General features: G+C 40.3%; 15 protein-coding genes. 3 read left to right on the forward strand and 12 right to left on the reverse strand.

Annotation, left to right across the window (positions count from 1 at the left end; genetic code table 11):
- Both zapD and yacG read left to right on the forward strand, forming a co-directional pair.
- Complete coding sequence (zapD, locus tag GJS41_RS04540; RefSeq protein WP_227551246.1) at positions 1-783, forward strand: cell division protein ZapD; 783 nt, start codon at positions 1-3, stop codon at positions 781-783.
- A gap of 7 nt (positions 784-790) precedes the next feature.
- Positions 791-985: a DNA gyrase inhibitor YacG gene (yacG, locus tag GJS41_RS04545; RefSeq protein ID WP_154246132.1), complete on the forward strand. Its 195-nt coding sequence runs from the start codon at positions 791-793 to the stop codon at positions 983-985.
- On the opposite strand, the gene mutT is transcribed toward yacG, so the two are convergent.
- From mutT to GJS41_RS04560, 3 genes are all read right to left on the reverse strand, one after another.
- Positions 982-1,368, reverse strand: coding sequence for an 8-oxo-dGTP diphosphatase MutT (gene mutT / locus GJS41_RS04550; protein ID WP_154246133.1), 387 nt, complete (start codon positions 1,366-1,368; stop codon positions 982-984). The genes yacG and mutT overlap by 4 nt on opposite strands.
- An 85-nt stretch (positions 1,369-1,453) precedes the next feature.
- A complete protein-coding gene (secA, locus tag GJS41_RS04555; protein WP_154246134.1) occupies positions 1,454-4,162 on the reverse strand; it encodes a preprotein translocase subunit SecA in 2,709 nt (902 codons plus the stop codon).
- A 242-nt stretch (positions 4,163-4,404) separates the two neighbouring features.
- A complete protein-coding gene (locus tag GJS41_RS04560; RefSeq protein ID WP_154246135.1) occupies positions 4,405-5,325 on the reverse strand; it encodes a M23 family metallopeptidase in 921 nt (306 codons plus the stop codon).
- Positions 5,326-5,468: 143 nt separating this feature from the next.
- On the opposite strand from GJS41_RS04560, the gene GJS41_RS04565 reads away from it, so the two are divergent.
- A complete protein-coding gene (locus GJS41_RS04565) occupies positions 5,469-5,780 on the forward strand; it encodes a DciA family protein (protein WP_154246136.1) in 312 nt (103 codons plus the stop codon).
- 145 nt (positions 5,781-5,925) lie between these two features.
- On the opposite strand, the gene lpxC is transcribed toward GJS41_RS04565, so the two are convergent.
- From lpxC to murD, 9 genes are all read right to left on the reverse strand, one after another.
- Positions 5,926-6,840, reverse strand: coding sequence for a UDP-3-O-acyl-N-acetylglucosamine deacetylase (gene lpxC, locus GJS41_RS04570; protein WP_154246137.1), 915 nt, complete (start codon positions 6,838-6,840; stop codon positions 5,926-5,928).
- A 325-nt stretch (positions 6,841-7,165) separates the two neighbouring features.
- Positions 7,166-8,347 carry a cell division protein FtsZ gene (ftsZ, locus tag GJS41_RS04575; RefSeq protein WP_154246138.1) on the reverse strand — a complete coding sequence of 394 codons (1,182 nt, stop codon included), beginning with the start codon at positions 8,345-8,347 and terminating at the stop codon, positions 7,166-7,168.
- Positions 8,348-8,414: 67 nt separating this feature from the next.
- The gene (ftsA, locus tag GJS41_RS04580; RefSeq protein ID WP_154246980.1) at positions 8,415-9,641 is read right to left on the reverse strand and encodes a cell division protein FtsA; all 1,227 of its coding nucleotides are present in this window, start codon (positions 9,639-9,641) and stop codon (positions 8,415-8,417) included.
- Between the two features lie 4 nt (positions 9,642-9,645).
- Positions 9,646-10,467 (reverse strand): cell division protein FtsQ/DivIB, encoded by an 822-nt coding sequence (locus GJS41_RS04585; protein WP_154246139.1) that lies wholly within the window; start codon positions 10,465-10,467, stop codon positions 9,646-9,648.
- Between the two features lie 9 nt (positions 10,468-10,476).
- The gene (locus GJS41_RS04590; protein ID WP_227551247.1) at positions 10,477-11,433 is read right to left on the reverse strand and encodes a D-alanine--D-alanine ligase; all 957 of its coding nucleotides are present in this window, start codon (positions 11,431-11,433) and stop codon (positions 10,477-10,479) included.
- A 4-nt stretch (positions 11,434-11,437) separates the two neighbouring features.
- A complete protein-coding gene (murC, locus tag GJS41_RS04595; protein WP_154246140.1) occupies positions 11,438-12,892 on the reverse strand; it encodes a UDP-N-acetylmuramate--L-alanine ligase in 1,455 nt (484 codons plus the stop codon).
- Entirely contained in the window at positions 12,889-14,016 is a 1,128-nt protein-coding gene (murG, locus tag GJS41_RS04600) for an undecaprenyldiphospho-muramoylpentapeptide beta-N-acetylglucosaminyltransferase (protein ID WP_154246141.1), read from the reverse strand. The genes murC and murG overlap by 4 nt, the downstream gene beginning before the upstream one ends.
- The gene (ftsW, locus tag GJS41_RS04605; RefSeq protein WP_154246142.1) at positions 14,009-15,217 is read right to left on the reverse strand and encodes a putative lipid II flippase FtsW; all 1,209 of its coding nucleotides are present in this window, start codon (positions 15,215-15,217) and stop codon (positions 14,009-14,011) included. Before ftsW ends, murG begins: the two co-directional genes overlap by 8 nt.
- Positions 15,211-16,554, reverse strand: a complete 1,344-nt coding sequence (gene murD, locus GJS41_RS04610) for a UDP-N-acetylmuramoyl-L-alanine--D-glutamate ligase (protein WP_154246143.1) — start codon at positions 16,552-16,554, stop codon at positions 15,211-15,213. The genes ftsW and murD overlap by 7 nt, the downstream gene beginning before the upstream one ends.
- Positions 16,555-16,574: the final 20 nt, after the last annotated feature.

Below are 16,574 nucleotides of genomic sequence, written 5' to 3' on the forward strand. Positions count from 1 at the left end.
ATGACTGCTCAACACAGTTCAGACAAAGCGATGACTATCTTGTATGAATTCCCATTAAATGAGCAAGTCAGAACCTATTTGCGTCTTGAAACACTTTTTACTCATCAAATACAATTAACACAATCTACTACTCACGCAAGCCATATATCTGCACTTCATAATTTATTAGAAATATTAGACTGCTTAGACCGTGGTGATATCAAGGGTGATTTACTTAAAGAACTTGAACAGCAAAAACTTCACTTTCAGCAATTAGCTGACAATCCTTACATAGACGAAGTAAAACTTAATAAGTTTCTTTCTCAAATCGAACAAATTTTTAAATGGCTTAGTAATTATCCTGGAAAGTTTGGTTCGCAATTACGCAAAGAGCGATTTATAGAGTTAATAAATAATAGAATGCGGATCCCAGGTGGATCCTGCAGTTTTGATCTGCCTGAATTACATCGCTTTTTACATCAGTCTCTTGAAAAGAAACAACAGCAATTTAGTACCTGGTTCAAACACTTTGACGGCTTGTATCAATCGATAAAAATCTTATTGCGCTTATTTAGAGAAAATGCCAGCTTCGAACAAGTTTGTACAGAAAATGCTCATTTCCAATATAGCTTCGCTAAAGGACAGTCGGCACAACTACTACGAATCCGCCTGCCCGAAGAGTCCTCGGTTTTTCCCGAAGTCAGTGGTTCTAAGCATTGCTTTAATATTCGCTTTTTAATCGCCAGCACTGATGATATAGTTGCCTCCACTGAAGATCACAGCTTTTCCTTATCCATTTGCTAGTTACATTATGACCAAAGATTTGATAGTACCTTGCCCCACTTGTAAACAATCTGTCCGCTGGAGAGAGTCAGAGCAATACAAACCTTTTTGTTCTAAACGCTGCAAATTAATTGATTTAGGTGAATGGGCTGGTGAATCTCACCGTATCGCTGGCGCGGAACTTGATCCTGAATTGGTTGAGCAACTCGCAAAAAAGAATTAAGCCATTAAAGCTTCTAGGATTGCTTGGTTAGCTTCAGGAAATTTGTAGTTATTCAGATCTTGCTTGTAAATCCAAACCAATGGCTGCCCTTCTAACCCTTGCGGCACACCTAAATAGTCCTCGACTAACCAAACATCTAGTAATACTTTTTTTTCTGGATAGTAATGTTCAATCTTTTGTAATGAGGAAGTTTGAGTAGGTATAATATTAAGCTCCTCTTGGCACTCCCGAACCAGTGCATCTTCGATAGTTTCATTTGGTTCGACTTTACCGCCTGGGAATTCCCAATAACCGCCTTTGTGTAAATGCTCTGCTCTTTTAGCAATTAGCACTTTGTTTTTTATAATAATGACGGCAACAGCAACGTGAATAGTTTTATGCATAAAAATTCGTTCTAATAGTAGATTTGAAATCGCTAAATTTTTCTCTCAGTTATAAAAAAGGGAAGCTCTTGCTTCCCTGATATTTTTACTGAGTCACCCGACCATGACACTGTTTAAATTTCTTACCTGAACCACAAGGGCAAGGTTCATTGCGGCCAACTTTTGGTTGTTCGCGAACAAACGTTTCAGCCTGCTTCGCCGCCGTTTCTTGCTCGGGCATTGCAGAACTAGATTCATGCTCAAAGTTCATGGTTTGTTGTTTTTGCTGCTGCTCCATTGCCTGCACTTCTTCTGGCATTTGGAATTGAACTTTTGACAGTACCGTAACAACATCATTTTTTAATCTGTCTAGCATCACTGAAAATAATTCAAACGCTTCACGCTTATATTCTTGCTTAGGATTTTTCTGCGCATGTCCACGCATCCAAATACCTTGCCGCAAATGATCCATATTAGCCAGATGTTCTTTCCAGTGCATATCTAAATGCTGTAACATGACTTGCTTTTCTAAAGTGCGCATTAATTTTGGCTCTGGCAAATTAGATTCTTTAGCTTGGTAATTCTCTTGTACAGATTGATAAATCTTCTCACGCAAGCCGTCTTCATCTAAATCATCATCACTGTCTAGCCACTTGCGCACAGGCATGTCGTTCGCGAAATCTTGATAAAGTCGCTCTTCAAGGCCTGCTATATCCCACATATCTTCGATCGATTGACGAGGAATATACTCACTAACGACCTCGTTTACGACATCTTCACGCATAGCCTCAACGGTTTCAGAAATATCTTCTAAATCCATTAAGTCATTACGTTGCTCGTAAATTACTCGACGTTGATCATTAGCCACATCATCATATTCAAGCAAGTTTTTACGAATTTCAAAGTTACGCTGCTCTACTTTTCTTTGTGCATTTTCAATTGCTCTTGAGACCATGCGGTGTTCAAGTGCTTCGCCCTCTTCCCAACCTAAGCGCTGCATCATCATGCCTAAACGTTCTGAGGCAAAAATTCGCATTAAATCATCTTCTAACGATAAGTAAAAACGACTTAAACCAGGATCACCCTGACGGCCTGAGCGACCGCGTAACTGATTATCAATACGACGAGACTCATGACGTTCGGTACCAATAATGGCTAAACCACCAGCATTCAAGACCGCTTCATGGCGCTCTTTCCACTCGCTATTTGCTGTATCTAAAGCTGACTCTGAAGGGTTATCTCCCAAAGCAGCAATATCAGCTTTTAAGTTACCGCCTAATACGATATCGGTACCACGGCCGGCCATATTGGTAGCAATAGTTACCGTTCCAGGACGACCCGCTTGAGCTATAATTTCGGCTTCTTTTTCATGAAACTTTGCATTCAGAACATTATGCTTAATTTTAGCTTTCTTTAATTCTTTTGAGATCAGTTCAGATGATTCGATAGTGACTGTACCGACTAATACTGGCTGACCTTTTGCTTGTAGTTCTTTAATTTCTTCAATAATCGCAAGATATTTTTCTTGTTGTGTTAAGTAAATTAAATCGCCTCGATCATCTCGCGCCATAGGTTTGTTTGTTGGAATTACCACCACTTCCAAACCATAAATGCTTAGCAACTCAGGTGCTTCAGTATCGGCTGTACCAGTCATACCTGAAAGTTTTCCGTATAGTCGGAAATAATTCTGGAAGGTAATCGATGCTAGGGTCTGATTTTCGTTTTGAATATTAACCTTTTCTTTTGCTTCTACTGCTTGATGTAGACCTTCTGACCAACGGCGACCTTCCATCGTACGCCCCGTATGCTCATCGATAATCACGACTTCACCATCGTTGACAATATAATCCACATCTTTCTTAAATAACGTGTGTGCACGAAGTGCGGCATTAACATGATGTAATAAAATCAAACTAGAAGGGCTATAAAGGCTTTGTCCTTCTTGAATTAATCCGCTATTGATTAATAACTCTTCAATTCTTTCCTGACCACGCTCAGTTAAATGAGCACTCTTACCCTTTTCATCAATAGTGTAGTCGCCGGTATCTTCTTGGCCTTCTTCGGACTCTTTTTCTTGTACTTCTAACTGAGGAATCAAGCGATCAATTGCGCGATACAATTCAGAGCTGTCTTCAGCGGCACCAGAAATAATTAAAGGGGTTCTTGCTTCATCGATCAGAATCGAATCCACCTCATCAATAACCGCGAAATTTAAATCGCGCTGAACGCGCTCTTCTTTTTGGAAAGCCATGTTATCGCGAAGATAATCAAACCCGTATTCATTGTTAGTACCGTAAGTAATATCCGCATCATAGGCTTCTTGCTTTTGTTGGTGGCTTTGGCCAGACAAAATGACTCCAACACTCATACCTAAGAAGTCATAAATAGGTGACATCCACTCAGCATCACGCTGCGCCAAATAGTCATTCACCGTAATAACGTGAACACCTTTCCCAGAAATAGCATTCAAATAAACAGGTAAAGTTGCAACTAAGGTTTTACCTTCACCTGTCCGCATTTCGCCAATTTTTCCGCTGTGTAAAACCATCCCGCCGATAAGTTGTACATCAAAGTGGCGCATGCCTAATGTTCGCTTGCTCGCCTCTCGCACGGCTGCAAAAGCTTCAGGCAGCAAGTCGTCTAATGACTCACCGTCTTGATAACGTTTTTTAAACTCTTCGGTTTTCGCTTTGATATCATTATCTGATAAAGCAGCAAAGTCATCTTCTAGCGCGTTAATTTTGGCTAACGGCTTACGTAATTTCTTTAAATTGCGTTCATTTCTGTTTGGGAAGAGTTTTCTTAAAAAGGCCATAATTTGTTTATCTTATCTAGTTATGAGGCTTAGTTTTAGCGCTCTTGAATAGGCTTGCGTTATTCTATAAAGCCATTGATTGTACCGATAATCGACCGACTGTAAATGAAAAAAGTACCGTTCCGACCAATAGCCAGCTAATTAAAGTTACTTATGGGGTTTAAGTACTTAAAAACAAGGGCTAAAAGAAATTTTTGCCATAAAAAAAGCTCCAGTTTGGAGCTTTTTTGTACAATTTTTAACTATTGCTTGATATAACGATAAGGGTTCAACTTTCGACCATTACGCATCACTTCATAATGCACATGAGGCCCAGTAGAACGGCCAGTATTTCCTACTTTAGCAATAACCTGTCCTTTTTTAATCATATCGCCTTTTTCTACTAACAATTCTTTATTGTGAGCATATCGAGTACTGTAACCATCACCATGGTTAATTTCGATAAACTTACCATAACCAGACTTAACTCCAACTGAAGTTACCACGCCTGCGGCTGTAGCAATCACTTCAGATCCAGATAAGGCTGCAAAATCTATTCCTGGATGCCAATCTTTTTTACCTGTAAAGGGATCGGCACGATTGCCATAAGGAGATGACAACCAGCCTTTTTTAATGGGTCTACCCGATATTTTTTGCTCAGCATTAATATCCTTATCGAATACGATAGCTTCTAAGGCGCTCAACTGCTGTTCCTGTGCCAAAATGCTATTTTCTAGTTTATCTAAAGAGGAGCTGACCTCATTGAAGCTTGGGGTAATTGCTGTTTCAGAAGCTTCAGCACCGCCAATAGCTGGTTTATCATTGAATGCAAACTCGTCTGCAATACCCATATCATTTGCTACGCGATTACCTACAGCATCCAAGCGCAATATATGTGCTTGCATTGTTGCCAGGCGGCTTGAAAGCGCTTGAATTTGCTGTTCTGAGCGAGCTTTGGCGCTTGCTAGCTGTTGTCTTTGCGTATTAAGCTCTTGGCTCCATTGATTAATGGCAGCTTCGCTCACTAGATTTTGTTGAACGCTCCATTTAGTCACAGCTACCGTGATCACTACGATAGTAACCAAGGTTAGGGCTGCTAAAATAAGCGTTGCAATAATCTTTGCACGATTCATTTCTAAAGCTTTAATTCCTTGCTGAGTACTTTTAATCAGGGTAATTCGCATCTATCAAACTCATCAATTAACCACCTTACAATTCCTAAAATATCCACTGGAATTTAGTGGTGGTAAAACAACTCAAGTCGGCTTAAAATCTAAAGCTGACCACATATTTAGCCCAGAATGCTTGTTCAACAAAACTGTAGCTTATGAAGCGTCCATTCCGAGCCAAATCAGTCACTGACTCTTTAACTAATCCAAAAGGAGAGTTAAAGGCATTGCTTGATAAGGCCAATTGCCTAAATTCCGTAGCTCAAACAATTGAGAGCTATATGCCTGAAGAGCTTCAAGCTCATTGCCGTGTTGAGTCTATAGAAAATAATGTACTCAACCTGGTTGCAGATAGCGCCATTTGGCTCAATCGTTTGAGGTATTTTTCCTCAGAACTCATGTCTCAACTAAGAGCCAATGAGTTTCCATCTTTAATTAGTATCGAAATAAAAGTGCGACCTAATTTTTAACTCTCCAATCGAGTAATTACTTTAGAATTTCTCGGTTGTCAGAGACGCAATTGGCGCTTATTTCAGCGCCAATTCCATTTTATCTTTTAATAACAAGCGTTTATCTTTTAATCCGTTATTAGTTATCCTAAATTTGCCCCTAACTTTATACAGAGAGAGCCGGATTCATTATGTAGGATATTGGTGCTGCTTTGGCATCATCGAAAGTCGCTAGTTCCCATGCACTTTCATCAGCCATCAAAGCTCGAATCAACTGGTTATTTAGCGCATGTCCTGATTTGCAACCTGAGAAAGCACCCACTAAAGAATGACCTAACAAGAATAAGTCACCAATAGCATCTAAAATTTTGTGCTTCACGAATTCATCGTCATAACGCAATCCGTCTTCGTTTAGGACACGATAGTCATCCATTACGATGGCATTTTCTTGGCTTCCGCCTAATGCTAAGTTATTTTGACGCAAAAACTCGATATCCTTCATAAAACCGAAGGTACGAGCACGGCTAACTTCTTTCACAAAAGAAGTGCTTGAAAAGTCGATGACCGAAGTTTGTCGACTTTTCTTGAATACTGGATGATCAAAATCAATAGTGAAAGAAACTTTAAACCCATCAAAAGGCTCAAAAATTGCGTACTTATCACCGTCTTCAACTTTGACACGTTTTTTAATACGAATAAACTTCTTAGGCGCATTCTGTTCTGAAACGCCGGCAGATTGAAGTAAGAACACAAATGGGCTCGCACTACCGTCCATAATAGGAACTTCTGGTGCTGAAACATCGATAAAGGCATTATCAATTCCTAAACCAGCCATTGCCGACAATAAATGCTCTACCGTCGAAATCCGCACTCCATCTTGCACTAAGCAAGTTGACATAGTGGTATCACCAACATTTTCTGGTGCTGCTTGAATCTCAACTACAGGGTCAAGATCAACTCTACGAAAAACAATACCGTTATCCACTGGCGCAGGACGTAGAGTCAAATAGACTTTTTCACCTGTGTGTAAGCCTACTCCCGTAGCACGAATAGTCGTTTTAAGAGTTCTTTGTCGTATCATTTACTTCTCCGTTTTTAAGAAAATCCTTCTTTCCAAAAATCATTTACTTAAAAATCAATAATTTATGCAATTTCCATGCATAATTTCAGCGAATATTAACACAAAGTTTCACTTGTTTGAACATTTTTTGAACATTTTTTGAACAAGTGTTTGAATTTTCTTTGCAAAGAATTTCATAACGCCAAAATTTCAATCAATATCCCATCTTCAATTTTGCCCTAACTAGGGCGAGATAAGGAGGGATGAAGGGGCCCTATCCTTATCTCTTCGAGCACTAATCATTCGATTAGTTTCAATCTTTTTTTGCTTAATTCAACTTCTAGCTTTAATCCGCTTGCTTGCGCAAGAATGCTGGGATATCCAAAAAGTTATCAACATCACTACCAACCGCCATTTTCTGCTGTGACTCTTTAGCAAGCCTTTCAGTTTCGACAGAACCCGCTTGTTGACGTAAGGCTGGTGGTAAGTCCAACTTATTATAGTCCATCTCGCCCGAGTTCTTGCGGGCAGTTTCTTGGTTATTGCTGACCAAACGCATACCGGCTTCTTGCCCCAAACCTGTTGCAACCACGGTAACACGGATTTCATCACCCATGTTTTGGTCAATAGCAGTTCCCACTACCACGGTAGCATCTTCATGAGCAATATCTTCAATTACTTCACAAACTTCAGAGAATTCATCAATAGTGAAATCTTCATTAGCCGTAATGTTAACTAAAATACCGCGCGCTCCTGATAAATCAACATCTTCCAGTAATGGACTCGCCACTGCCATATCGGCAGCAATTTGTGCACGACCTTCGCCAGAAGCAATCCCAGTACCCATCATCGCTTGGCCTTGCTCAGCCATCACAGTTCTTACGTCAGCGAAATCTACGTTGATTAAACCAGGGCATGTGATCAACTCAGCGATGCCTTGTACCGCACCATGTAAGACTGAGTTTGCTGATGCGAAAGCTTCCGTTAAGCGTAAACCTGCAAATTGAGCCACCAACTTATCATTTGGAATGATAATTAATGAATCAACGACATTGCGCAATTCATCTATGCCCTGTTCTGCTAACAGCATGCGTTTTTTGCGCTCAAACTTAAAGGGCTTAGTAACCACAGCAACCGTTAAAATGCCCATTTCTTTTGCTATATCAGCAATAACTGGTGCCGCGCCAGTACCTGTGCCGCCGCCCATACCTGCGGTGATAAATACCATGTCTGCACCTTGTAGTGCTTCCATGATAATTTCGCGGTCTTCCATTGCTGACTGACGACCCACTTCTGGGTTAGCACCGGCGCCTAGACCACGGGTAATGTTTTGACCAATTTGGATAGTGGTCTTTGCAGAAGAAGCCTGCAAAGCTTGTGCATCCGTATTGGCACAAATAAATTCAACACCATCGATGTTGGCTTGCACCATGTGCTCAACGGCGTTTCCACCACCACCACCAACACCAATAACTTTAATGACAGCGCTGTTTTGACAACTGTCTACTAACTCAAACATATTAGGCATAACCTTTCCCCTTCATTTTTGTTTACCTGTTAAACAACTCTCTTACTTTTGCTTGTTTAATCGCTATTTACCAGCCACTAAACCAACTCTTCATACGATCCCAAATACTGTCGAAGCTATTGGTGGATCTTTCTCTGTGATGACCTTCGTCATCTTTGCCATACAACAACAAACCAACGCCAGTTGCATAAATTGGATTTTTAACCACATCTACTAAACCTTTAATATGCTGTGGCATACCTTGACGCACTGGCATATGGAATACTTCTTCGGCAAGTTCAATAACACCTTCCATCTTCGAACCTCCGCCAGTAATCACCATTCCAGCGGCAATAATGCTTTCAAAACCGCTACGACGAATTTCAGCTTGTACTAACTCGAATAATTCGCTGTAACGCGGCTCAACCACATCCGCAAGAATTTGACGTGATAAGCGTCTAGGGTCTCTATCACCCACACTTGGCACTTCAATAGTTTCATCTTGATTTATTAATTGTCTTAACGCACAGGCATATTTAATTTTAATTTCTTCGGCGAACTGAGTTGGCGTTCTTAAAGCAACAGCTATATCATTTGTCACTTGATCGCCGGCGATTGGAATGACCGCTGTATGACGGATTGCGCCACCAGTAAAAATTGCGATATCCGTAGTACCGCCACCAATGTCAATTAAGCAAACACCCAATTCTTTCTCATCATCTGTCAGCACCGCATAGCTAGAAGCAAGCTGCTCTAAAATCACATCTTCGGTATCGAGTCCACAACGAGCAACACACTTAGTGATGTTTTGCGCGGCAGAAACTGCGCCTGTCACCATGTGAACTTTCGCTTCTAAACGAACGCCTGACATGCCCACTGGCTCGCGAATACCTTCTTGATTATCGATAATAAATTCTTGTGGTAATACGTGTAGAATTTTTTGATCCGCAGGAATTGCCACAGCTTTTGCAGCATCTATGACACGTTCCACATCTGAACTACCTACTTCGTTATCTTTAATCGCTACTATGCCGTGCGAGTTCAAGCTCTTGATATGGCTGCCGGCGATACCGGTGTAGACGGAATGAATTTGGCAACCCGCCATCAGCTCAGCTTCTTCAATTGCTCTTTGAATTGATGCGACCGTAGATTCAATATTAACCACCACACCTTTTTTCAAACCGCGCGAAGGATGTGAGCCTATGCCAATAATATCGACACTATCGTCAGCACTCACCTCACCTACAATGGCTACGACTTTTGAAGTACCAATGTCTAAGCCAACGATTAATCTTTTTTCCCCAGTTTTCGACATAGCTTTACCTATTGCTGTTGTCATTTAAAACGCTTGCTTGTTCAGAGCTATCTGTATTCCAAGCAACCACTAAACCATTTTGATAACGTAAATCCACATAAGCCAATGGATCTTTTTTATAACTCTTTAAGTTATCTACTTGTGATAAAAATCGTCCTAACCTTTCTGCCACTTGGTAGTTACCAAGCTTTACTTCAATTCCTTCAGCTAGTGTGATATCCACTGCTCCGCGTTCAGATAAATTAATGGATGAAACCACCAATTCTTTTTTCGAAAGCTCTAACTGATAATCCTGCAGTAACTCTGTCAGTTCAGAAGCTATTTTTTCAGGCCCATTTAAGCTAACCCAGTTCTCATTAGGCAACTGTTCCGGATAAAAAACGGTACCTTCTTTAGAAACCACACCAGTGCCGCCCCAAAACGCCAAAGGCTCATGTTCAATTACCTGTAAACTTAAGGTCGCCGGCCATACTTTGCGTAGCTGAACTCGCTTGATCCAAGGCAAGCCAATAATCAGTTCTTCTGTTGCGGCAACATCCAAGCTGAAGAAGCCACGCTTTTCAATATTATTAAAAGCCTCATACAGTTCATTTGCTTGTGTATACTTTTGACCTTTAACTTCTAAACGGTTTAGCTGAAACCAATTTCCTGTATCGACACCCGCGGTCCAAATAGCGACAAACACTAAACTTAAAGTCAAAGTAACGCCTGCCATCAATCCTAAAAACCACTTTAGGGATTTTTTTAATCTTTGGCTAAGTTGAGTAAAACCACTTTTTGTTTCTGTGGCTTTTCTCACGTTGCGTTTGTTTACTTTTTTCGCCATAACTAATAATTATCTATTCTCTATAAAACTAGTGTCTAAAACTTTCATCACTAAATCTTCAAAGTTCATGCCTGCCACTTCAGCGGCTTTTGGAACCAAGCTTGATTCTGTCATTCCCGGCACTGTATTGATTTCCAGCAAATACCATTGCTTTGTTTTTTTATCTCTTAAAAAATCAACCCTTGACCAACCGTGAGCATTTATAGCTGTAAACGCTTGCTCGCTGATTGCCGCTAATTCACTTTCTTCTTTGTCACTTAAACCGCTAGGGCAATGATATTCTGTAGTGTCACTTTCATACTTAGCGGAAAAGTCATAAAACGTATTGGGTGTTTCCATTCGAATACTGGGCAAAGCTTTGCCGTTTAAAATCGTAACCGTGAATTCATCACCATCAATCCATTGTTCCAGCATAATTTCATGATCAAATTCGCTCGCGGCGGCAACTGCAGTCTGTAATTCTCCAACTGTTTTAGCTTTGGCCATACCTACACTTGAGCCTTCGCGAATAGGCTTAACCATTACGCAACCATTTAATGAATTTAAAAGTTCTTCTGCGTAGCTCTCTGATATATTTCCAGTAGCGACCATTGCATGTTTGGCTACCGGTAATTTCAAGGCTTGCCAAACTAACTTGGTGCGCAACTTATCCATTGCCAAAGCCGAGGCCATTACACCGCAACCCGTATAAGCAATCGATTCCATTTGCAAGTACCCTTGTATCTGCCCATCTTCACCGCCACGTCCGTGCAATGCATTCCAAACTCTAGTAATTTTTTTTGTTTTTAAATTACTAAGCGATTCCTCTTTGGGATCAAAAGCAATCGCGTCGACACCATTATTTTTTAATGCTTTAATGACTGCCCCACCAGATAATAGTGAAATTTCACGCTCAGCTGAAAAACCGCCCATCATTACAGCTACTTTTCCGTACTTATCATTCATATCTGAGTTATTCGTGCTCATTCGATTAATCTTTTAACTCTGCAAAATTCATTTTATGACTAGCCCAGCGAGGCGCTAAGACACCAACATTGCCAGCCCCTTGAGTCAGAACCAGGTCTTTATCTTGTAATAAGCTAGGTAGCACTTTTTCTAATGCTTTTTGATCTTCAACAAATATTGGATCCACCTGTCCTCTTTGACGAATACTACGGCACAAAGCCTGACTATCTGCTCCCACAATAGGTTCTTCACCCGCAGCATAGACTTGCAACATTACTAACACATCCACTTCCGATAACACCTGACAAAACTCTTCATATAAATCTCTTGTTCTAGTGTAACGGTGCGGCTGATATACCATTACTAAGCGACGCTCGGGCCATGACTGACGCATGGCTTTAATAGTCGCTTCTACTTCACGCGGGTGATGCCCATAATCATCTATTAGACCCACAGTCTTAGATTCGTCATTTAAGTGAATATCAAATTCACCATACATCTCAAACCGTCGGCCTATCCCTTGGAATTTTTCTAATGCTGTTTGAATTGCTTCGTCAGACACGCCATCTTCAGTAGCTACGGCAATCGCAGCTAAAGCATTTTGTACGTTATGTTCGCCAGGTAAATTTAGGTGTATTTCTAAAGCGCCTGAATGACCTTTGCGAACTACTTTAAATTTACTTTGGGTACCATTTTGTTGAAAATCAATAGCTCGAACGTCTGCTTTCGGGCTAAAGCCATAAGTGGTAATCGGGCGAGTAATTCTTGGCATTAAACGCTCCACGGTTTCATCGTCAATACACAGAACTGCAAGACCATAAAACGGTAGGTTATGTAAAAATTCGACGAAGTTATTTTCGAGAACTTTAAAATCACCACCGTAAGTTTCCATATGATCAGCATCAATGTTAGTAACGATCGACACCATGGGTTGCAAGTGTAAAAACGAAGCATCACTTTCATCTGCTTCTGCTATAAAATATCGGCTGGTGCCAAGGCGCGCATTGGTTCCTGCACTATTTAATAAACCGCCAATAACAAAGGTTGGATCCAAACCAGCTTCGGCATAAATAGATGCCGTCAAACTGGTAGTAGTTGTTTTACCGTGAGTTCCGGCAACCGCCACTCCATGGCGATAGCGCATTAACTCTGCCAACATTTCTGCTCTAGGCACTATTGGGATTCGTCTATCATGAGCTGCAATAACTTCTGGGTTTTCCTGACTAATAGCAGTTGAAGCAACCACTACATCGACTTCAATAATATTGCTTTCTCTATGCCCAAAAAATATTTCAGCTCCAAGCTTTGTTAGACGCTCAGTAACTGCTGACTGCCTCAAGTCAGAACCTGATACTTGATATCCCAAATTAACTAATACTTCTGCTATCCCACTCATACCAGCACCACCAATGCCGATAAAATGAATGCGTTTAATTCTGCGCATTTCTGGGATCTGTTGCATCATTGCTGACTGACTCATGAGGATGCACTCTCTTGTTTAAAATTCAGTTGATTCATACTTGCTTTAACACAGATATCTGCTACTTGTTCCGTCGCATTTGGACTTGCTAACTGTCTAGCTTTTTCTGCAATTTCTATTAAATGTTGTTTGTCGTTTGCCAAAGCAGTAATTTGCTCTGCCAATCTTTGCTCTGTTAAGTCGTGTTGCTGAATCAATAAGGCTGCTGACTGATCAGATAAAAATCTTGCATTGTGAGTTTGATGGTCATCCACAGCATGTGGGAATGGTACAAATATCGCACAAGAACCTGCCATCGCAACTTCTGCAACCGTTAAAGCTCCAGCTCTACAGATCACAATATCGGCCCAGCTGTATGCAGTGGCCATATCGTCAATAAACTCAGTTACTTCATAATTCACTCGAGCATTAGTCCCGGCTTCATAAGACGTTATTACTTCTTGATGCTTCCCTTTTCCTGATTGATGTCTCACATCAATATACAAACCATCATTAACAATATTTAAAGTCTCAGGGATTTTTTTATTAAAAATTTCTGCACCCAATGAGCCACCTACAATCAATATTTTTATTTTGCCATCCGCTTCAGATAAACGCTCAGCAGGCTTAGCAATCTGATAGAAATCATTACGGGTTGGATTACCCGTTGTAATCAATTTCTTGTGAGCCATGAATGCCTTTGGATAAGCTTGCAAGGTAACGCTACTGACTTTATGCAATAATTTATTGGTCATTCCTGCAACAGCATTTTGCTCATGGATCACTAATGGAACGCCTGCTAATTTTGCAGCCAAACCACCTGGACCGGACGCAAACCCACCCATTCCTAACACTACATCTGGTTTAATTTTTTTAATGATTTTTTTAGCTGCCAATATATTTGAGACAATACTAAAAGGTGCTTTCAGTAGTGATAATAAACCTTTGCCGCGCAAAGCTTTCACGGGCAACAAGCTAATGTCTATTCCGTGCTGCGGTATCAGTCTCGACTCCATTTTTCCTTCAGAGCCTAACCAATGCAGATCCCATCCCTTAGCTTGCAAATACTTGCCTACAGCTAATGCCGGAAAAATATGACCGCCAGTTCCACCAGCCATTAGCAATATGGTTTTATTTTTACTCATCGTTGCCCCCGTAACTTCGTTTAACCGAGGCGTATTCATGTTCTTTACGACGAGTCTCGAAGTCGATACGTAGAATAATCGCGATAGCCATACAACTCATAATTAATGCATTCCCACCATAACTAATAAATGGCAAAGTAAGCCCTTTAGTGGGTAAAGCACCGCTGGCAACACCTATATTAATAATCGCTTGTAGGCTTAACCAAAAACCAAAGCCATAACAAATATAAGCTGAAAAATATTCTTCCATCCGTAATGCTCGTCGCCCTATTTTTAAACAGCGGTTAAAAATAATCACAAACAAGGCCACGACAAATAGAACTCCAATAAAGCCAAACTCTTCTGCATAAACCGAAAAAATAAAATCCGTATGCGACATCGGCAAATACGACAACTTTTGTACACTGTTGCCCAGCCCTACTCCAAACCAATCACCACGACTAAAAGCAATTAATGATTGAAACAATTGATAATCAGTACCGAATTGGTCATCCCAAGGATTCATAAAACTGGTTAATCGTGTTAAACGATATGGCGCCTGCACCAATACCAATGCCATAACACTGCTAACACAGGCGGTTAGACTCACAAACTGCCAAAGCTTAGCACCAGCCATAAACATCATTGCCAATGAGGTAGCTACGATTACTGCAGAAGAACCAAAATCAGGTTGAACGAGTAAGAAAGCAACTATTAGCCCAATCAATACTAGTGGCTTCATAAAACCTTTAACTTGTGTTTGCAGCTCATCGCTACGACGCACCAAATACCCTGCTAAATAAATTACAACAAAAAACTTCATGATTTCTGCAGGCTGAATGGTTAAAGGTCCTAGTCCAATCCAGCGTTTGGAACCATTAATTTCGCGACCAATAAATAACACCGCAATCAGCAATAAAATACCGAATAATAAAAAGTAAGGTCCATACACCTGCCAAAAACGGGTTTCTAATTGCATAACACAAACAGCAGCAGTGAACGCAATCAGCAGATAGATTCCATGTCGAGTTAAAAAGTGGTATTCATTACCTGACATTTTATCTTCTGCATATGGCATTGAACTAGACGCAACCATAACCAAGCCGATTGCTAGTAAGATCAATACAGGACCTAATAACCAAGGATCTAATTTCGTTCTTGGATCAGAAATTTTTAGCTGTTCTACAAAATCGCCAACTTTCAAAATATTCTGCGCTAACATGCCTGTGCCCTCGCCAATTTTGAAAATTCATTGCCTCGTTCTTGATAATTTTTATACTGATCAAGACTCGCACAAGCGGGTGACAATAAGACTAGAACTTGATTAAGAGATTTGCTTTCAATAATTTGTTTGGCTTTAGCTAATGCTTGCGCCATATTCTCTACAACATGGCTTTTTTCTTTGCTTAACTCTGCAATTTTGTTAGCGTCTTTACCAAATACTACTACTGAATTAACGGTAGTTTTTAGACTATTTTTTAAGCTACTAAGGTCAACACCTTTGGCATCACCGCCTGCAATTAAAATGATATTTTCAAATAAAGGTGCAAAACTAGTTAAAGCTGCAATAGTTGCACCAACATTGGTGGCTTTTGAATCATTAATATAACTTACATTTTCAGTCTTAAAGACTAACTCACAGCGATGCTCTAAGCCTCGATATTTTTTGACAGCGCTTATCACTTTATCGTTAATTTCTATGCCCGACTGTTCTACCAATGCCAGTGCAGCTAATGCGTTTAACGCATTATGAGTACCCTGTAGTTGTAAATCCTCTATAGGCAATATTTCTTGCTCTGATTTAGATAAAACCTTTCTATCCAAATCCAAACAATAATCTGGTGATATCTTTGATGATTTCAAACCAAAGCTCACATTTTTATCGGCTTCAGAGTTAGCAAAGGTATTCTCATCATCCACATTAAATAATCTTTTTTTAGCATTCAAATAAATACATTTTTTAGCATTGATATAATCTTGATAGCTGTCGTATCGATCTAAATGGTCTTCACTAATATTTAAAATGGTTGCCACTTCTGAATTTAATGAGTCAGTCGTTTCCAGCTGAAAGCTCGACAATTCCAACACAACATAATCACATTTTTGCCCAAGTGTTTCTAAAGCCGGAAAGCCGAAATTGCCAGCCGCAACAGCTGAAAAGCCTGTTGCACTAATTGCATTTGCCACTAGATCCGTCACGGTGCTTTTACCGTTAGATCCAGTTATCGCAACCACTTTTGCCGTGTTTACTTGCGCAAACAATTCAATATCACCCACAATCGCAACGCCTTGCTCAGCTGCTGTTTGGATATCTGGTTGATTGATTGAAATACCTGGACTCACTACTAATTCATCGTAGTTTACAAAAAGTTCTGGCTGCCATTCTAAGTAGCTCTCTGCTGCAAATTGATCCAGCTCTTCTATTCCTGGAACTTCTTTTCGTGTATCCATTACATTAAAAAACTGTCCCGCTTTCTTTAAAAAGCGGGCAACAGACAAGCCAGTTTGACCCAAACCTAGAATCAAACGCTTTTTATCTGTTAGTTGTTTAATGCTCATAATTATTTAATTACTCAGTC

The organism is Kangiella sp. HZ709, assembly GCF_009674675.1.
GTDB lineage: Bacteria > Pseudomonadota > Gammaproteobacteria > Enterobacterales > Kangiellaceae > Kangiella.